The following is a 17,853-nucleotide window of genomic DNA, read 5'->3' on the forward strand; positions in this document are numbered from 1 at the left end:
CTTGCTCCTTCTTCTCCGCGCTATTGGTGGACGCGTGCGCGAATCCAAGTATATGCAACCGCCCGCACGCCTGCGCCGGGATGCATTCAGACGCCGGAAGGCGTACGATGTGGCGCGAACGGAGGACTGAGCCCGATGACCACATCGAGAGATGACGGCAACATGATCGACGACCTCGTCCACTTCGATCTCAATCGCGAGATCGCCGACTCGGAGAGCAAGAAGCCCTGGCAGGCCGGACACTTCGCGAAGATGCTCTTCAAGAAGGCAGACTTCCGAACCGTGCTGATCACCATGGAGCCGGGCTCAAAGATGAAGGAGCATCACGCAGACGGCACCATCTCTGTGCAGGTGCTGAAGGGACGAATTCGCTTCATCGCGCTCGGCAAGGTTCACGATCTTCCCACCGGAAGCCTTATCACGCTCGGCCCCTCCATCAAGCACGAGGTCGAGGCCGCCGAAGACTCGGCCTTTCTGTTGACGATCTCCTGGCCGAGCGCACAGGAGCTGCTGGCCATGGAGCATCGCGGCTACGGCACCTAGGAATGAAGCTGAAGATCAAGCGTGTCTACGAAGAGCCCGACGAGAATGATGGGACGCGAATCCTCGTCGACCGGCTGTGGCCGCGCGGCCTGTCGAAGGAGAAAGCCCGCGTCGACCTCTGGTTGAAAGAAGTCGCGCCCAGCGACAAGCTTCGCAAATGGTTCGCCCACGATCCTCCGAAATGGACCGAGTTCAAAGCACGCTACCGCGGCGAGCTGAAGCACAATAGCGGGGACGTGAAACGCCTGAAGGAAGCCATCGGTAAGGGCCCAGCTACCCTGCTCTACGGCGCACGGGACGAACAGCACAATGAGGCTATTGTTCTACTGGAACTTCTTACCCACTGAGACCCATCCTGTGCGGTTGCGACGGAAACTGGATCGCCGACTACGTCAGGCTCCGATTCCATGCACGCACGAGCGGCTTACGAGCGGGCAGTTCCTGGTCCTTCAGAGCCGAGGTTGGCGAGACAGCGCGCAAGCACATCGTTCAGTTGATCGAGTTCGCGGTCTGTGACCCCCTGCCACAGCTTGCGATGTAGGGGCAGCGAGCTCTTCTCGATCGACTCCGCCAGCCGCTCGCCCGCAGCCGTAAGGCTCGTGGTCACGATGCGGTCGTTGACAGGGTCCTTCCCGCGAACGATCAGCCCACGCTTCTCCAGATGTTTCAGCAGAGATTGCACCGTCTGCGGCGTAATGTGGCAGGTACGGGCGATCTGGGCTCCCGAGCTTCGGGGCTGAGCACGCACCGCGAACAGGACTTGCAGCTGGGCCAAGGTTACGCCCTGCGGGCGACCCGGCCTGACTCCCGCAGCATGGAGGCCCCACCACAATCCATGGGCGGTGGCGTTGACGGTGACGCTGGCGACCTTCATGGAGGTTCTTGACACCTCGATCGCCAACGTCGCGCTGCCCCACATCGCCGGGACGCTGGGGGCGAGCCAGGAGGAGGCGACGTGGGTGCTGACCAGCTACCTGGTCTCGAGCGCCATCGTGCTGCCCATCTCCGGCTGGCTCTCCAACCGCTTCGGCCGCAAGCGCTTCTACATGACCTGCGTCGCGCTCTTCACCATATGCTCGCTGCTCTGCGGCGTTGCGCAGTCGCTTCCCTTCCTCGTCTTTGCGCGCATCCTGCAGGGCGCAGGAGGCGGAGGTCTGGCCCCCAGCGAACAGGCCATCCTTGCCGACACGTTTCCCATCGAAAAACGCGGCCAGGCCTTCGCGGTCTACGGCATGGCCGTCGTCGTCGCACCGGCCATTGGTCCTACTCTCGGCGGCTGGATCACCGACAACTTCAACTGGCACTGGATCTTCTTCATCAATCTTCCCATCGGTCTGCTGTCGCTCTACCTCTCGAACCGCATGGTCGAAGATTTTCCGCACCTGAAGGCCCGGATGAAGGAGGCGCGCAACGAGAAGGTCGACTTCTTCGGCCTGGGCCTCGTCGCAGTCGGCGTCGGTTTTCTCGAGTTCACCCTCGACAAGGGGCAGCAGAAGGACTGGTTTGGTTCCTCGATGATCGTCACGTTCGCCATCCTGGCGGCGCTCACCCTGATCGTCTTCGCCGTATGGGAGTGGAATCATTCGCACCCCATCGTCGACCTGAAGCTGCTGAAGAACCGCAACTTCGGCACAGCGATCTTCCTGCAGTTGATCCTCGGCATGGTGCTCTTCGGCTCGACGGTGCTGATCCCGCAATATCTTCAGGTGCTGCTGGGCTACACAGCCGAGCGTGCCGGCATGGTGCTCTCGCCGGCCGGCTTCGTCATGATGATCCTGATGGGGGTCGCCGGCCGCACGCTCGGCAAGGGCGATCCGCGCGTGATGGTCGCCCTCGGTTACGTCGCAACGGCAGCCGGAATCTACAATCTCACGCGGCTCGACCTGAATACAGCCTTCGGAACCGTGACGCTGTGGCGCGCGCTCCAGGTCATCGGCCTGCCCTTCGTCTTCATCCCGATCAGCACGTTGAATTACGTGGGCGTTCCGGCGAACAAGACCAACCAGATCTCGAGCCTGTCTAACTTCGCTCGCAATCTGGGCGGCAGCGTAGGCACTGCACTGCTGACGACCTACATCTCACGCAGCTCGCAGGTCCATCAGGTGGCGCTGGCAGCGAATGTGATTCCGGGCAGCTTCGCGTACGAGAGCCATATCGGGCGGGTGAAGGGCCGGCTGATGGCGCACGGCATGTCGTCGGCGCAGGCATCGATACTGGCGCTCGGGCGCACCCATCAGGACATGCTGCGCCAGGCCTCGATGCTGAGCTACAAGAACGCCTTTTTCGTCCTTTCGGTGATCATCCTGTGCCTGGTCCCCCTGCCCTTCGTGATGCGCCTGCCCCAGAAGGGCGCGAAGCTCGATCCCGAGGCGATGGGTCACTGAGCCGGCTCCTGTTTCATCGACTGCAAAGCGCGAACGAACGCTGAGGGCTCCACGGCAACTGCTCCCTGATAGGGCCGGGCGAGATCGGCGATGCCTGCCAGCGCGGTGATGATGACGAACGTAAGCGCACCTACCTGGCAGTAGTGCAGCCACTGCTTGTCATTGCCGAGAAGGCAGGACGAGACGATCGTTGCCAGGCCACCGAGAATCAGCAGCACCCAGAGCAGTGCCGGGAGCTGGTTGGTGCGCTGCTGATCGCGCATGTTGCGTCGCTCGGCGAGATTACTCATGGCGTACTGAATGTGATCGACGCTGTTTGCCATGGCCATCGAATCGACGCGGACCGTGGCAAGGACCTTCCACATGCTGCCCAGGACCACGCTGGCGGCGCGATCTTCGATCTGGTGCTGCATCGCCGGCCACTCCTGTTCCACGACGGTAGTCTCGTATTTTCTGGCCAGTTCCTGCATGGACTCTCTTTGAGGAGACGGCAGCCCGTCGGCCAGGCGGTACACGTTCATCATTGAAGTAGCTTTCAGGTTTGCGTCGATCTGAGCCGCGCGAAAACCCTCCCATACGGTGTAGAGCATGAAGCCCAGGATGACACCGTAGGTAGTGCCGAGCACGCCGAGCTGCCATCCGGTGACGTCGTTGAGCAGCTTGCGATTGTCGCTCGGCCACAGCCGGTTCAGCACCACTACCAGCAGCAACGCGGCAGCGACGGAAAAGAGGACCACGAGAGCACTCTGGATCGAACTCAGCATCACGAAAGACCTGCGTTTTGAGTTGTGAGCCAGAGTACGACGGATAAGGCAGGAAGGCGAGCAGTCCTTTTACGGCTGCGAAAGACCGTTCCTTTGTCTGGAGACTAACCGACGATCTGCCGATGTGTCAGTATGCGGATTGATTTGTCGAATCGCCGGGCGCCGGGGCGGCTGACGCACCATTCCTGGAGAGACGCAGGTCGATCCCAAGGCGAGCCGCAACCTGCTGTGGGGTGGATAACTCCGTTGTGACACTGAATCCCTGATCTTGCCAACCCTTCAGCCCGCCATCCAGAATCCAGACTCTCTTTGCACCCCGGCGTCGCAAAGCCACAGCCACGCGCGCGCTGGTAAATTGGTCTCGCGACGAACAGTACAGCACCATGCTCACATCATCGGGAACCGTCATGTGCCGGGTCCCGCGCAGCCCCACCGGGTCCAGACGGACCGCTCCCGGAATCCCGGGGGCCTGTTCTGTCCCATCCTCAAGACCCAACAGGTCGATCACCGCAATCTTCTCGCCGGCCTCTAACCTGCGATTCAGCAGGGCTGGAGTGATGCGGTGTCGCTTCAGATACCGCATCATCTGAACCAGTACAAATGCCCGCCAAACGATATAGGAAAGCAGCGGTACCCCAATCAGAACTCCCAGGATGGTACCAAGTCTCTGTGCCGCGTCGATCACACGGTCCAGTTGATCGGCAAATACCACTCCGAGGAGGACGTATGCTGCCGACCATAGAAAACCGCCACCAGCGTCGAATAGGAGAAATCGCTGAACCGTAACTCCTTCTGCTCCGGCCAGTGGAGGACTTACTCCATCGACGACCGGGATAAACTTCGCCACGAGGAGGACCCGAAGCCCCCACCGCTGAAAGAGTTTGTTCGCCTTTGCATAAGATCCTCGCGGGTCCGACGTCAGGCGACAGATCATGCGGACCACCCGGTTGCCCCAGTGACGCCCCAGCCAGAACCACACGCCGTCGCCTCCCAGACATCCCAGGATGCCGGCCAGCACAACGATGGCTGGATTCAGGTGGTTATGACCCGAAAGGGCTCCGGCCGCAATCAGAATGACAATCGCAGGCACCGGCAGACATAGCTGGCGCGCGAAAACAGCCACCCCGATTCCCGTATAGGTCAGTTCAAACGCGCCGGTCATTCCCTACTCATATGTCCCATAATAGTGCCACTCCTCCGAGGAACTTAGAATTCCGCGCTTCACCGGAACCGTTTACACTGATAGCTGGTAGAAATGCGCTCCTACGAAGGACACCGGTTTTGCTCAACTCAGTCATAGCTAAAGTCTTTGGAACCAGTAACGAACGCGCGGTCAAGCGCCTGATGCCGATCGTGGCCCAGATCAACTCCCTCGAGCCGGCCACGCAGGCGCTCACCGACGAGCAGCTGCGCGACAAGACTGCCGAGTTCCGCAAGCGGGTCGCCGACGCCGTTGCCGGGATCGAAGACGCCGACGAGCGCAATGCGGCCGAGAAGGCCGCGCTCGATGCCATTCTTCCCGAGGCCTTCGCCGTCGTCCGCGAGGCTGGCCGCCGCGTCGTCCACATGCGCCACTTCGACGTGCAGCTGATCGGCGGCATCGTCCTGCACTCCGGCAAGATCTCCGAGATGAAGACCGGCGAAGGCAAGACGCTCGTTGCCACGCTTCCCTGCTACCTCAACGCGCTCGCCGGCCGCGGCGTCCACGTCGTCACCGTCAACGACTATCTGGCCAAGCGCGACGCCGAGTGGATGGGCAAGATCTACGGCTTCCTCGGGCTCTCCGTCGGCGTCATCGTGCACGACCTCGACGACCAGCAGCGCCGCGAGGCCTACGCCGCCGAGATCACCTACGGGACCAACAACGAGTTCGGCTTCGACTACCTGCGTGACAACATGAAGTTCGAGCTGGCCGACCAGGTGCAGCGCGGCCACCACTACTGCATCGTCGACGAGGTGGACTCGATCCTCATCGACGAGGCCCGCACGCCGCTCATTATCTCCGGCCCCACCGACCAGACCACTGACAAGTACGTCCGCGTCAACGTCCTCCTCCCCCAACTCGAGCTGGGCGAACTCGTCGAGACTCTCGAGACCAAGACATGGACCGGTGACTACGTCGTCGACGAGAAGACCCGCGCCATCACCGTCACCGACGATGGCTGGGAGAAGATCGAGAAGCTGCTCGGCATCGGCAACATCGCCGACCCTGAGAACTGGGACCTCAAGCATCACGTCGAGACCGCCATCAAGGCCCACTCGCTGTACAAGCGCGACGTCGAGTACGTGGTGAAGGACGGCGAGGTCATCATCGTCGATGAGTTCACGGGCCGCCTGATGCCAGGCCGCCGCTGGTCCGATGGCCTCCACCAGGCCGTCGAGGCCAAGGAAGGCGTCGCCATCCGCAAGGAAGACCAGACGCTGGCGACGATCACCTTCCAGAACTACTTCCGCATGTACAAGAAGCTCTCGGGCATGACCGGCACCGCCGAGACCGAGGCCGCGGAGTTCGACAAGATCTACAAGCTCGACATCGTCGTCATCCCGACGAACCGCCCGATGCTGCGCATCGAAAACGCCGACGTCGTCTACCGCACCGCGAAGGAGAAGTACTTCGCCGTCGCCGACGAGATCACCCGCCTCCACGAAGCGCGTCAGCCCGTGCTGGTCGGAACCACCAGCATCGAGAAGTCCGAGCTGCTCTCCGAGATCCTCAAGCGCAAGGGCGTCCGCCACGTCGTTCTCAACGCGAAGTTCCATGAGAAGGAGGCCGAGATCGTCGCGCAGGCGGGCCGCCTGGGCATGGTCACCATCGCCACCAACATGGCCGGCCGCGGTACCGACATCCTGCTCGGTGGCAACCCTGACTTTATGGCCCGCCAGGACCTCGTGCGCAAGTCTCAGGCACGCGCCGTCTCCGCCGCCGAGGGAGCCATCTCCCCCGTCGCTGGTCCTGGCATGTACCGCTTCTATTACCAGTCGCAGGAGTTCGAGACCACACAAGAAGCCTGGGATGCCGCCGTGGCCGCGCACTCCAGCGCTGCCCAGAAGGAGCACGAAGCCGTCGTCGCCGCCGGTGGTCTGCACATCATCGGCACCGAGCGCCACGAATCACGCCGCGTCGACAACCAGCTTCGCGGACGCGCCGGACGCCAGGGCGACCCCGGAGCCTCGCGCTTCTACCTCTCGCTCGAAGACGACCTCATGCGCATCTTCGCGCGCGAGTGGGTCTCGACCCTGCTCCAGCGCCTCGGCATGGAAGAGGGCGTGCCTATCGAGTCCGGCATGATCTCCCGCCGCATCGAGGCCGCGCAGAAGGCTGTCGAGACGCAGAACTTCGAGTCCCGCAAGCACGTCCTCGAGTACGACGACGTCATGAACAAGCAGCGTGAGGCCGTCTACGGCCTGCGCAAACAGCTGATGGAGGGCGTCGACCAGAAGCAGCTCATCACCGACGACTACCTCTCGACCATCCTCTCGAACATCCTCGACGAGAACGCTCCCGAGAAGGCGCACCCCGACGAGTGGAAGACCGAAGCGATCTTCTCGCAGCTCTACGACCAGTTCGGCGTGCACCTCGAGAAGGAGATCGACGTCACGAGCCTCAACCGCCACGAGCTCGGTGAGGCCATCTTCGAGAAGCTGCGCGCACGCTACGAGATCAAGGAGACGATCCTCGGCGAGCAGGCCATGCGCTACCACGAACGAGTCGTCATGCTCAGCGTGCTCGACGGCCTCTGGAAAGATCATCTCCTCCAGATGGACCACCTCAAGGAGGGCATCGGACTGCGCGGCTACGCCCAGCAGGACCCGCTGGTCGCCTACAAGAAGGAGTCCTTCGAGATGTTCGAGGCAATGATGCTCCGCTTCCAGGAGGACACCGCGCGTCATCTCTTCCGCATGCAGATCATCGGTCCCGACGGCACGCCCATCGAGAGTCTGGATCAGCTTCCCGCCGGCTTCCCAGGTGGAGCGCCGCCGGCAGCCAGCCAGCCGCCCGCGCTTGCTTCGTCCGCTCCTGTGCCTGCTCCTACGCAGAGCGCACCGGAGCACCACCCTGCCGTTCCCATTCCCACGCGTGCACCCTCGACCACTATCGACGAGCTCGAGCGCGAGTTCCAGCGCAAGAAACAGCGCGAGCTCGACCAGGCGCGCGCCGTCGGCACCGCGACAGCGACCAACGGAACTGCACCTCGCGTTACCGGAGAAAAGGTCGGACGCAACGATCCCTGCCCATGCGGCTCCGGCAAGAAGTTCAAAAAGTGCCACGGAGCCGACGCCTAGTCGATCGGAACATCAGCGACGAAAGAGCGGCAGAGCCCATGGGCGCTGCCGCTCTTTTCTTGCGGGTTGCTTCTGCAATCCGTTAGTCCGTTACTTCTCCAGGTCGTCGAGCAAGAGCTTCGCCTTGGTAGCCAGGGTCTTTGCCCCCTCAAGATCGCCCGAGGTCAGCGCCTCCTGGGCCTGCCGCTGAAAGTTCCTGACCTTGCTGATCTGCGCCTTCTCCGCCTCCGCCTTCTGCGCGGGCAGAGCGCTCAGGCGCTTGTCGATGGAACCGATCAGATCGGCCGCTTCCTGCTGAGCGTGGGAGTTCGAGTCTCCCCCGGAGGAGAGTGCACCGATCGCGGTGACTTCAGCAGCAGTCTGGGCCGGAGCCTCCGCGGGAGGATCGGCCGCCGGAGAAGAGGCCGGTGCGCTTACAACGGCCGGGCTTCTCCTCCGCCGCGACGTCCGGGGATGCGCTCCGGTGGCAACCGGGACCGGAGGCAGCTTCACCTGCGGCGTCTCGATCATCGGCGGCGTGGCCGGGGGAGGCACCGTGGCCAGCTCCATTGGCTGCGTAATCGGCGGCAGCGCGGGCAATACCGGCTTGTGCCGACAACCGCTCAAGCCCAGCGTAAGCGTGCCGGTCAGCCCGACCCACCACACTGCCGCCTTCGCCTTTGTTGCCCACGCACCAGTCCGCATCAGACGTGCTCTCCTACGCTTCTGCGGCCGGCCGCGCCGGCCGCAATCTTTCTTGGTTCCCCGGCGCCTGCCGCAACGGGCAGCCGCAGAGTAAAAGTCGTGCCCCGGTCCATGGCGAGAGGATCGGCGTTCGACCGCACGTCCAGAGCACCGCCGTGCATCTGCAGAATGCGATAGGTCATCGCCAGTCCAATCCCGCTTCCCTTCGGCTTTGTGGTGAAGTACAGCTCAAAGATACGCGGAAGTACCTCGGGAGCGATACCCTCTCCTTCATCGGTCACCTCCACAACACCGAACTGGTGGTCGCGACGAATCCGGATGCGCAGCGCACCTCCCTGCGGCATGGCCTGCATTCCGTTCAGCAGCAGGTTCAGCAGCGCCTGGCGAACCAGCTCTGCGTCCACGCGCACCGCGAGAGGCTCGGCCCCGGCGTCCACGATCACCCGCACATTGTTCTCCTGCATTTCGGCTGCGGTAAGTTCCACAACGGCGCCCACGACACTGCGCAGGTCGTGTTCCCGCAACTTCAGCTCCATTGGCCGCGAAAAATCCGCAAGCGTCTGCACCACACGATCCAACCGCTGCATCTCGTTCGCCAGGATGTCGACGTGGCGCTGCGCCCCGCCAAAGGCCTCCGGGCCGGCGCCAGTCAGCTTGCTGCGCAGCAGCTCCAGGTGCACCACCATGGCGTTGATCGGATTCTTCACCTCGTGCCCCACGCCTGCGGTCAGCCGCCCGATCGCCGCCAGGCGGCGCGAGATCTCCAGCTCCTGGCCAAGCTGCATCATCGACTCCACGTCGCGCAGCGTCACCAGCGTTCCCATGCTGCCCCCGCCTAGCCCGTCGTCAATCGGGTCCAGAGAGATCTGCACTTGCCGGCCGTCCTCCATCGTCACGTTCTCCGAGCTCACCTGATCACCGCTCGCAAAGGCCTCGAGCACCGCCGCACCCAGAGCCGTCTCCGGCTCGAAGATCTCCTCCAGCCGCCTGCCTACCAAGTCGCCCTCGGAGCGGTTCAGAAAGTACGCGACCGCGTCCGACACCATTACCGCGCGCTGGTCCGCCGTAAACAGCAGCACGCCATCGCGCAGCGTATCCAGCATCTGGTTCAGGTTCGCCTGCAGAGCGGTGTAGCCCGCCTCCTTCGTCCGCATCTGCTCGCCCAGCCGATCGATCGTCCGTGCCACCCGCACGACAGCGTCGCCGTCCGACTTGTTCTGCGGCGGCGGCAGAGCGGCCATCTCACCCGCCTGCAGCGTCAGCTTCTCCAGTTGCCGGCTGATCTCCTCGATCGGCCGCAGCGCGATGTTCGCCAGCAGCGCCGCCGCGATCATCGCCGCCACGGCTGCCAGCAGGGCAAACAGGATCGCCGCGCGCAGCCACGGCTGGTACGAGTTCTTCAGAAACGTCGATCGCACGCCGACGTGGACCACCAAGAACGGCTTTCCATTCCTGTCTAGCGGCTGCACCGTGTCCAGGACCTGCGGTCTGCCGAAGACCTGCCGGGTCTGATAGAGAATGCTTCCCGTCTGCATGCTCTCAAGGCTGGTGCGATGGCTCGCCGGATGGTCCACCGCGTCCGGATCGGTACTGACCAGCGTGACTCCGCGCGCGTCCGTCACGCTCACGTCCTCAACGGTTGGCGAGTAGCGCACGATCGCGTTCATCACATCGTCCAGCGGATCATTGTTGCGCAGAGCGTCCGTTACGGCGGCGTGAAGCGCCCCGTCGCTCAGATCGGAAGGAGGATTGGCCCGCAGCCCCGACTCCACCGCCTGCCGCGTCATTAACAGGACTTCGTGCGCGAGCACATCGTTGGCAGCAGCCGTCTGTTCCACCCTCTGCCGCAGCAGCTCGCCGACGAACAACAACGAAAGAATGATGACGATCGCAAACGTTAGTCCGGTAGCCGATACCACCAGCTTCGTCTTCAAACGCATCGTTAATCCACCAGGGCAGAGTTGTTCGAGTATTCCTTCAGCTTGTTCTGCAGTGTCTTTGAACTGATCCCAAGAATCTCGGCGGCTTTGGTCTTGTTGTTATGGGTCGCCATCAGCGTCTTTAAGATTAGCTGACGTTCTGCCTCATCGACCGTTGTGCCCACTTCCACGCGAACCGTGTTCTGGTCTTCGAGATACTTCTCAACCTCGCTCGGCCGCCCGCTGGACCCCTCGACCGCACTCTCGACCGCAGCCGCAAAACGCCCGCTCTTTGTCATCACCGGGGCAAACCCCGCCTCGCCGAAATGCGGCGGAAGGTGCTCGGTGCTCAGCATCCCCGAGCCCGCCATGATCGTCGCCCGCTCAATCGTGTTGCGCAGCTCGCGGACGTTCCCCGGCCACGAATACTCCTCCAGCCGCTTCAGCAGCGTGTCCTTGATTCCCGTCACCGTGCAGTTGTGCCGCTCGTTCATGTCGGCGATCATCTTCCGGGCAATCGGCTCGATGTCCTCCTTGTGCTCACGAAGCGGCGGCATCTGGATGTTGAAGACGTTCAGCCTGTAGTACAGATCGCCGCGCAGCTCGCCGGCAGCCACTGCCTCTTCGGGGTCCTTGTTCGTTGCCGCGACAACTCGCACGTCCACCGGAGTCTCCGCCTTGCTGCCCAGCCTGCGCAGCTTGCGGTCCTCGAGCACCCGCAGCAGCTTGGCCTGCGTCGCAGCAGGCATCTCGCCGATCTCGTCCAGCAGCAGCGTCCCCTCCTCGGCCAGCTCAAAGCACCCTGCCCTGCGCTCCAGCGCGCCCGTGAAGGCTCCCTTCTCATGGCCGAAGATCTCGCTCTCGATCAGCGTCTCCGGAATCGCCGCGCAGTTCACCGCGACAAATGGCTTGCTCCGCCGCGAGCTCAACTCGTGCAGCGCGCGCGCCACCAGCTCCTTGCCCGTGCCGCTCTCGCCGGTCACCAGCACGCTTACGTTGGAGGGAGCGATGCGCTCGAGCAGCGAGAAGATCGCCTTCATCTTCTGCGACATCCCCACCAGCGGACCAAGCATTCCCGTATCGCGCTGCCGCCGCCGCGTGGCCTCGAACTCCGTGTCTACATCCGTGTCGTGCTGGCGGCTCGCGTTCTGCAGAATCGTCCTAAGGCGCAGAGGATCCACCGGCTTCGGGATATAGTCGTACGCGCCCTTGCGCATCGCCTCCACGGCCGACTCGATCGAGCCCTGCGCCGTCATCATCACCACCGCCATGCGCTGGGGAAGCTCCGCGATACGGTCCAGCAATCCCATCCCATCCATGCGCGGCATCTTAAGATCAGTCACCACGATGGCGGGGTTCCAGGCGATCGCCTTCTCCAATCCCTCTACGCCATCGGCTGCGCCCTCGGTCTTGTACCCCCAGCTCTCAATCAGCTCGGTTAACCCCGTGCGCGCGTGAATCTCATCTTCGACAATCAAAACCTTTTCCAAATTCACTCCTGCTTTCCCATTCAGGGGCATGTCAAGGCCGGATATTTAGCTTAGACGCCTCTGAACTATCAAGTGTATCGCTTCCGAGGCCCTCCTTTGACATGGAATCGCCAACTCCGGCAATCCCATCTAACCCATTGATACCATTGCCAATAGCGCAAGTTCCCATCGCTTGCGCGAAATAAACCACATTTACCGACAGTCGAAGCAGTCTCATTTGAGCTCTACTCCACGATATTCTTGATTCCATGCTTGAACCCGAAATTACGGCAGAGGTTTTTGTCCAACAGCGGCAGCAATCTAACCCTCCCTTGGTCCTGGACGTTCGCGAGCCCTGGGAGTTCAACACCGCCAGCCTACCCGGATCACTACTGATGCCGATGGGCGAGGTCGCATCGCGCGCGCACCAGGAACTGGACCCCGATCAGCCCATCGTCGTGCTCTGCCATCACGGTGCCCGTTCCCTCTCCGTAACCATGTGGCTTCGCGAGCAGGGATTCGAGCACGTCCAGTCGCTTGCTGGCGGTATCGATCGCTGGTCCCGCGTCATCGATCCCGCCGTTCCCCGCTACTGAGCCTTCAGCCGCCGCTCTACCGGGCCGAGCGGCCCGGCGGGATCGGATTTGCTTACCCTTTGCCCACCTGAAGTTATCTTTTCCGGCGCAACCCGCATCCAAGTAACAGCAGGGAGTGGATTCCTGCAAGCGTGCTGTATCCGCAGCCCTGGGGGAGTTGTATGTTCATCCTGGACCGAGCGAATCCTCGCGCCGCGGCGACCGCTGATGCAGGATCGCGAAATACCTCCAAAAAGGCCACAACCTTCGACGAGCCTTTGTGGCAGCTGGCCGGCGTCGTCGAATCGCCCGAAGAAGCACGCAACACCCGCGAAGCAGCCTTCGAGCGCAAAGCCGGTGAGACCCTCGCCCTTCTGGCAGCCATCGTCGAGTCCTCCGACGACGCCATCCTCAGCAACGACCTCAACGGCACCGTCACCAGCTGGAACAAAGGCGCCCAGCACATCTTTGGATACACGCCCGAAGAGATACTTGGCCGTCCCATCTCCATGCTCGCTTCGGAAAGCTGTCAGGACGACTGGGCCCGCTGCCTCGAAAAGATTCGCCGCGGCGAGCGCGTAGATCACTACGAGACTCTCCGCCGCCACAAGGACGGCAGCGATATCGCCGTCTCCCTCACCGTCTCCCCCATTCGCGACTCGTCCGGAACCATCATTGGCTCCTCCAAGGTCGCGCGCGACATCACAGCAACCCGCCAGGCCGAGCAGGCCCTGCGCAACGCCGACAAGCTCGCCATGGCCGGCCGAATGGCCGCCAGCATCGCGCACGAGATCAACAACCCGCTCGAGGCCATCACGAACCTCCTCTTCCTCCTCGAGCACGAGCCCCTCCCCGAACAGGCCCGCCGCTACCTGACGCTCGCCCAGCATGAACTCACTCGCGTCTCCCATATCGCTTCCCAGACGCTCGGCTTCTTCCGCGGAGCCCCCGGCTCCACGACAACCCCCCTGTCCGACGTCGTCGACAGCGCCATCTCGCTCCACATCGGCCGCCTCTCGACCTGCAACGTCGCCGTCGAAAAGAACTATGCCCCCACTCCAGCTTTCTTCTGCAACCAGGGCGAACTCCGTCAGGTCCTCGTCAACCTCGTCGCGAATGCGCTCGACGCCATGCCCCATGGAGGCCGGCTTATCGCCCGCGTCCGACCGGCCGTGGACCCGGCCACTAGCACCCACGGCGTCCGCGTCGTCATCGCTGACACCGGCATCGGCATGAGTTCGCGAACGCAGCGTGCCCTGTTCGAGCCCTTCTACACCACCAAGGGCGCCACCGGCACCGGCCTCGGGCTCTGGGTCAGCAGTCAGATCATCGCCCGCCACCAGGGCCGAATCAGAGTCAAAAGCAGCCAGTCGCCCGACCGCCACGGCACCGTCTTCTCCATCTTTCTGCCCAATCTCCCCGAAGCCTCGGGCAGCCCGTGTCAGGCTCCCTCACAGCAACTGCCACTGCCCATCGATGGCAGACAGGCTACTTCGCACGAGGATGAGTCTCGTCATACACCCGCTCAACCTGACCAACAGTCAACTGCGTATACCGCTGCGTAGTCGACAACCGCTCATGGCCCAGCATCTCCTGGATTGCCCGCAGGTCCGCGCCCTCCTCCAGCATGTGAGTGCCAAACGCATGCCGCAGCGTATGCGGATGCACATCGGCCGCCAGCCCCCGGCTTAGTGCAATCGCCTTCACGATCCTCCCCACGCTCCTCGTCGTCAGCCGGCAGTCTCCACGCATGCGCAGATTCGTCACCAGCGGCCCCTCATGGACCAGCGCTCCCTTGCCCGCCGCCATCAGTCTCTCCGTCCGCGCCGGAAGGTACGCCCGCAAAGCAATCGCCGCCTCATCGCCCAGCGGAACCAGCCTCTCCTTGCGCCCCTTGCCGCGCACCAGAATCGCGTCGTCACCCCACTTCACGCTGTCCATGTTCAGCCCCACCAGCTCCGAGTTGCGAATCCCGCAGCCGTACAGCAGCTCAAAGATCACACGATCGCGCTCCGGCCACGCCACGACGTTCTCGTTGGCGCCCTTGCCTCGCTTCGCCACCCCCTTCGCCTCTTCCAGCGAGTTCAGCACGCGATTCACCTCTTCGGCGCTCGGAACCCGCGGCAGATGCTTCGGCAGCTTCGGCGTGCTCACCAGCAGCGCAGGATTCTGCTCGACCAGCCCCTCCTTCGCCAGCCACTTAAACCAGCTCCGCACCGCGGCCAGCGCCCTCGCCACACTCGCTTTCGTCAATCCGCGCTGATACAGCACCCCGAGGTAGGCGCGAATGTGCAGATGCTCCACCGCCGCGATCCGGCCGTCCTCGCCCATAGCCTCGGCCAGGTAAGCCGCGAAGCTCCGCACCTCGCGCCTATACGCCCGCACCGTGTGCTCGGAGGCCCCGCGCTCATTGGCCAGCATCGCCAGAAACCTCTCGGCCAGCCCTGGAAACTCGCTCGCGCCTTGCATCTCTACTCCCTATTCCCTACTGCCTGTCGCTTTCCCCGCGGATGATGCATCCTGTGCACCTGCTTCAGCCGCCCCAGCGCCACGTGAGTGTACACCTGCGTCGTCGCAATATCCGCGTGCCCCAACAGCGTCTGCACGGTGCGCAGGTCCGCGCCGTGATCCACCATGTGCGTCGCGCAGCTGTGCCTCAGCTTGTGCGGACTCGCCCTATTCCCCTCCGGCGAGACCGACCGTACCATCTCCCACACCCACTGCCGCGTCAGCGGCCTGCCTCGCACGCTCAGAAACAGCGCCCGCTGCATCGCTCCATTCGCCAGCTCGGGCCGTCCAATCTTCAAATACCGCTCGAGAGCCTCCAGCGCCGCGCGCCCCAGCGGCACAATCCTCTCCTTGTCGCCCTTGCCCCGAACCTGCGCCCGCCCCGCGTCCAGATGCAGGTCCTCGACATGCAGAGCGCATATCTCCGCCACCCTCAACCCGCCTCCGTACAGCAGCTCAAGGATCGCGTGGTCCCGCAGCGCCAATCCATCTGCATCGGCCACTCGCGCGGCAACTCCGGTCCGCTCCAGCATCCCCGCCACCTCACTCTCGGCGAGGCTCTTCGGCAGAACCTTCCAGCTCGACGGGCTCTCCACATTCACCGTCGGATCGTGCTTGATCCTCTTGTCGATCAGCAGCCAGCGATAGAACCCTCGCAGCGCGCTCAGCTTCCGCGCAATCGACCGCGACTCCACGCCATGCCCGCGCAGCCCTTCCATGAAGCCGCGAACATCCTCCTGCGTAGCCGTCACCAGCAGCCCTTCGCGCCCTTCCACATGCTCCGCAAACTGCTCCAGGTCACACTGATACGCCTCGCACGTCGCCGGTCTCATCCCCTTCTCGACGCGCAGATACACGCCGTACTCGCGCACGCTCCGAACGTTCCCGGCAACCTCGTCCTGCTCCCGCATAGCCCTGATTATCCCCGCCGCCGCCCCATGAAAACGCGCCCACCCATCGCCCGGTATCCACCTCGCTACGAACCCTCTCCCGCACCCCTCGCTGTGAGTCTTTCCACAGCAAATCCTAAGATGATCCTCAGCCCCGCCTCTCAAGGAGGTCCCTCATGGCGCAGCTCGACCCCCTCCTCGCCCTCGGCGTCCTCTTCTCCACCGCCGCCACCGACGCCGTCTACGTCCTGTTCAACGCCGCCGTCTCCGCCCGCCGCCGCATCCCCGCCGCCACCTGGAGCAGCATCTGGTATCTCCTGTCCGCCTTCGCCGTCATCAGCTACACCCGGCACTGGTTCTACGTCCTCTTCGCAGCCCTCGGCTCCTGGATCGGCGCCTATCTCTCCATGACCTTCCTCGGCCGCAAGGAACTCCCCAGCCCAAAGATCAACTAACTCTGTCCCGCAGTTTTTTCTTTTCCAGGCAAATGTCCTCGGCTATCGTTGGTCTCACATGCGTACGACGATCGGTTCCCTTGCCCTTCTGGCTCTCTGCCTTCTGCCCTCATCTACCCGCCTCTCCGCTCAGGCCGTCATCCTTCCGAAGAACATCCTTTTCACCGGCGTCCCCGCATACTCACAGGCTGAGCTGCTCGCCTTCACCGGCCTCAAGCCCGGCGCCACATCGTCGGCTGCCGAGGTCCAGGCCGCCGCGCAAAAGCTCAGCGACACCGGCCTCTTCGCCGACGTCCACTTCGCCTTAGGTCCCCAGGGACTCACCTGCGCCCTCAAGCCCATGCCCGCGGACAATCTCCTGCCCGCTCGCTTCCCCAACCTCATCTGGTGGTCGAACGACGAGCTTGCCGAAGCTCTCAAGGCTCGCGTGCCGCTCTACCGCGGCTCCATTCCCATCTCTGGCAACATGCAGGAGGCCGTCACCGCCGCGCTCACCGTCATGCTTGCCGAAAAGAACGTCCACGCCAAAGTCGCCGTCATGCCCAGCGGCGCCGCCCCCGGAGCCCCACCCACCGCGTTCTCCTTCCTTATCGAATCCCCCGAGGTCCGCGTCCACTCCCTCACCTTCGTCGCCGCCTCGCCTGCCATGCAGACCAAGCTCGAAAAGGTCAGCAAAGACGCCGCCAACCAGCCCTTCGACCAATACACCACCAACACGGCCGTCAGCTCCACTGTCACCGAAATCTACCGCAACGACGGCTACCTCGATGCCGCCCTCGACATCGCCCGCACCGCCCCACAGGTCACCGCCGACGCCATCAACCTCGATCTCACCGCCACCATCCGCGAAGGCCAGCCCTACCGCATCTCCTCGCTCACCTGGCAGGGCTCCGACGTCATGAGTGCCGCCGACTTCAACAAGCAGTCCAAGCTCCACCCAGAAGACCTGGCCTCTCAGCTGACTCTCAAGCAAAGCCTCTCCATCCTCGCCCGCGCCTACTACGCCACGGGCTACCAGGACGCCAAAATTCAGGCGCCCGCCACTCTCGATTCCGCCACCCACCACGTCGCCTATACCATCCGCGTCGTCCCCGGCGATCAGTACCGCATCAAGTCCATCAACGCCGTCGGCCTCAACGACCAGCAGCGCAAAGACTTCACCGCAGCCTGGCACATGAATCCCGGCGACTTCTACGACGTCACCTACCTCACCACCTTCCTCGTCAAGAACACCACCATCCAGTCCCTCCGCGGCTACTCCGCCAACTACAAGGCCCTCTCCGACCCCGACACCCACCTCGTCGACCTCACCATCACCTTCGCCAAAGGCGGCCAGCTCGTCCAGGCCACGGACTAACCCTCGCACCCGCTGCTAAAC

General features: G+C 63.2%; 16 protein-coding genes. 8 read left to right on the top strand and 8 right to left on the bottom strand.

The window, feature by feature from the left end; genetic code table 11:
* Positions 1-135: 135 nt before the first annotated feature.
* Positions 136-543, top strand: coding sequence for a cupin domain-containing protein (locus Q363_RS05055; RefSeq protein ID WP_051978395.1), 408 nt, complete (start codon positions 136-138; stop codon positions 541-543).
* 2 nt (positions 544-545) lie between these two features.
* Positions 546-890: a DUF488 domain-containing protein gene (locus tag Q363_RS05060; protein ID WP_035348374.1), complete on the top strand. Its 345-nt coding sequence runs from the start codon at positions 546-548 to the stop codon at positions 888-890.
* Between the two features lie 77 nt (positions 891-967).
* On the opposite strand, the gene Q363_RS05065 is transcribed toward Q363_RS05060, so the two are convergent.
* A complete protein-coding gene (locus Q363_RS05065) occupies positions 968-1,417 on the bottom strand; it encodes a MarR family winged helix-turn-helix transcriptional regulator (protein ID WP_084080055.1) in 450 nt (149 codons plus the stop codon).
* Between Q363_RS05065 and Q363_RS05070 the strand changes: the two genes are divergently transcribed.
* A complete protein-coding gene (locus tag Q363_RS05070) occupies positions 1,416-2,927 on the top strand; it encodes a DHA2 family efflux MFS transporter permease subunit (protein WP_245632049.1) in 1,512 nt (503 codons plus the stop codon). The genes Q363_RS05065 and Q363_RS05070 overlap by 2 nt on opposite strands.
* On the opposite strand, the gene Q363_RS05075 is transcribed toward Q363_RS05070, so the two are convergent.
* Both Q363_RS05075 and Q363_RS05080 read right to left on the bottom strand, forming a co-directional pair.
* Positions 2,921-3,691, bottom strand: coding sequence for a bestrophin-like domain (locus Q363_RS05075; RefSeq protein ID WP_035348377.1), 771 nt, complete (start codon positions 3,689-3,691; stop codon positions 2,921-2,923). The two genes, Q363_RS05070 and Q363_RS05075, sit on opposite strands and share 7 nt — an antisense overlap.
* 127 nt (positions 3,692-3,818) lie before the next feature.
* Positions 3,819-4,853 (bottom strand): VTT domain-containing protein, encoded by a 1,035-nt coding sequence (locus tag Q363_RS05080; protein ID WP_035348379.1) that lies wholly within the window; start codon positions 4,851-4,853, stop codon positions 3,819-3,821.
* A gap of 119 nt (positions 4,854-4,972) precedes the next feature.
* Between Q363_RS05080 and secA the strand changes: the two genes are divergently transcribed.
* Positions 4,973-7,975 carry a preprotein translocase subunit SecA gene (secA, locus tag Q363_RS05085; protein WP_035348381.1) on the top strand — a complete coding sequence of 1,001 codons (3,003 nt, stop codon included), beginning with the start codon at positions 4,973-4,975 and terminating at the stop codon, positions 7,973-7,975.
* 90 nt (positions 7,976-8,065) lie between these two features.
* Here the strand turns inward: secA and Q363_RS05090 are convergent, their stop codons facing one another.
* From Q363_RS05090 to Q363_RS05100, 3 genes are read right to left on the bottom strand one after another with little or no spacing between them, the layout of a single operon-like run.
* Complete coding sequence (locus tag Q363_RS05090; RefSeq protein ID WP_035348383.1) at positions 8,066-8,659, bottom strand: hypothetical protein; 594 nt, start codon at positions 8,657-8,659, stop codon at positions 8,066-8,068.
* Positions 8,659-10,599, bottom strand: a complete 1,941-nt coding sequence (locus Q363_RS05095; protein WP_035348384.1) for a sensor histidine kinase — start codon at positions 10,597-10,599, stop codon at positions 8,659-8,661. Before Q363_RS05095 ends, Q363_RS05090 begins: the two co-directional genes overlap by 1 nt.
* Positions 10,600-10,601: 2 nt before the next feature.
* Positions 10,602-12,098 (bottom strand): sigma-54-dependent transcriptional regulator, encoded by a 1,497-nt coding sequence (locus Q363_RS05100; RefSeq protein WP_051978397.1) that lies wholly within the window; start codon positions 12,096-12,098, stop codon positions 10,602-10,604.
* Between the two features lie 218 nt (positions 12,099-12,316).
* Between Q363_RS05100 and Q363_RS05105 the strand changes: the two genes are divergently transcribed.
* Complete coding sequence (locus tag Q363_RS05105; RefSeq protein ID WP_035348385.1) at positions 12,317-12,643, top strand: rhodanese-like domain-containing protein; 327 nt, start codon at positions 12,317-12,319, stop codon at positions 12,641-12,643.
* A gap of 161 nt (positions 12,644-12,804) precedes the next feature.
* Positions 12,805-14,187 (top strand): two-component system sensor histidine kinase NtrB, encoded by a 1,383-nt coding sequence (locus tag Q363_RS05110; RefSeq protein WP_051978398.1) that lies wholly within the window; start codon positions 12,805-12,807, stop codon positions 14,185-14,187.
* On the opposite strand, the gene Q363_RS05115 is transcribed toward Q363_RS05110, so the two are convergent.
* Both Q363_RS05115 and Q363_RS05120 read right to left on the bottom strand, forming a co-directional pair.
* Entirely contained in the window at positions 14,111-15,091 is a 981-nt protein-coding gene (locus tag Q363_RS05115; RefSeq protein WP_035348386.1) for a tyrosine-type recombinase/integrase, read from the bottom strand. The two genes, Q363_RS05110 and Q363_RS05115, sit on opposite strands and share 77 nt — an antisense overlap.
* A gap of 2 nt (positions 15,092-15,093) precedes the next feature.
* A complete protein-coding gene (locus Q363_RS05120) occupies positions 15,094-16,041 on the bottom strand; it encodes a tyrosine recombinase (protein ID WP_035348387.1) in 948 nt (315 codons plus the stop codon).
* Between the two features lie 155 nt (positions 16,042-16,196).
* Between Q363_RS05120 and Q363_RS05125 the strand changes: the two genes are divergently transcribed.
* Positions 16,197-16,475 carry a hypothetical protein gene (locus tag Q363_RS05125; RefSeq protein WP_035348388.1) on the top strand — a complete coding sequence of 93 codons (279 nt, stop codon included), beginning with the start codon at positions 16,197-16,199 and terminating at the stop codon, positions 16,473-16,475.
* Between the two features lie 58 nt (positions 16,476-16,533).
* A complete protein-coding gene (locus Q363_RS05130) occupies positions 16,534-17,832 on the top strand; it encodes a POTRA domain-containing protein (RefSeq protein WP_035348389.1) in 1,299 nt (432 codons plus the stop codon).
* Positions 17,833-17,853: the final 21 nt, after the last annotated feature.

The sequence above is a fragment of the Edaphobacter aggregans DSM 19364 genome (assembly GCF_000745965.1).
Classification (GTDB): Bacteria; Acidobacteriota; Terriglobia; order Terriglobales; family Acidobacteriaceae; genus Edaphobacter; species Edaphobacter aggregans.

Coding starts and splice junctions, on each gene's coding strand:
- Q363_RS05115 (WP_035348386.1), bottom strand. CDS start 15,091: ATGCAAGGCGCGAGCGAGTTTCCAGGGCTGGCCGAGAGGTTTCTGGCG.
- Q363_RS05080 (WP_035348379.1), bottom strand. CDS start 4,853: ATGACCGGCGCGTTTGAACTGACCTATACGGGAATCGGGGTGGCTGTT.
- Q363_RS05120 (WP_035348387.1), bottom strand. CDS start 16,041: ATGCGGGAGCAGGACGAGGTTGCCGGGAACGTTCGGAGCGTGCGCGAG.
- Q363_RS05075 (WP_035348377.1), bottom strand. CDS start 3,691: ATGCTGAGTTCGATCCAGAGTGCTCTCGTGGTCCTCTTTTCCGTCGCT.
- Q363_RS05090 (WP_035348383.1), bottom strand. CDS start 8,659: ATGCGGACTGGTGCGTGGGCAACAAAGGCGAAGGCGGCAGTGTGGTGG.
- Q363_RS05130 (WP_035348389.1), top strand. CDS start 16,534: ATGCGTACGACGATCGGTTCCCTTGCCCTTCTGGCTCTCTGCCTTCTG.
- Q363_RS05105 (WP_035348385.1), top strand. CDS start 12,317: ATGCTTGAACCCGAAATTACGGCAGAGGTTTTTGTCCAACAGCGGCAG.
- Q363_RS05125 (WP_035348388.1), top strand. CDS start 16,197: ATGGCGCAGCTCGACCCCCTCCTCGCCCTCGGCGTCCTCTTCTCCACC.
- Q363_RS05065 (WP_084080055.1), bottom strand. CDS start 1,417: ATGAAGGTCGCCAGCGTCACCGTCAACGCCACCGCCCATGGATTGTGG.
- Q363_RS05060 (WP_035348374.1), top strand. CDS start 546: ATGAAGCTGAAGATCAAGCGTGTCTACGAAGAGCCCGACGAGAATGAT.
- Q363_RS05100 (WP_051978397.1), bottom strand. CDS start 12,098: ATGCCCCTGAATGGGAAAGCAGGAGTGAATTTGGAAAAGGTTTTGATT.
- Q363_RS05095 (WP_035348384.1), bottom strand. CDS start 10,599: ATGCGTTTGAAGACGAAGCTGGTGGTATCGGCTACCGGACTAACGTTT.
- Q363_RS05110 (WP_051978398.1), top strand. CDS start 12,805: ATGTTCATCCTGGACCGAGCGAATCCTCGCGCCGCGGCGACCGCTGAT.
- Q363_RS05070 (WP_245632049.1), top strand. CDS start 1,416: ATGGAGGTTCTTGACACCTCGATCGCCAACGTCGCGCTGCCCCACATC.
- Q363_RS05055 (WP_051978395.1), top strand. CDS start 136: ATGACCACATCGAGAGATGACGGCAACATGATCGACGACCTCGTCCAC.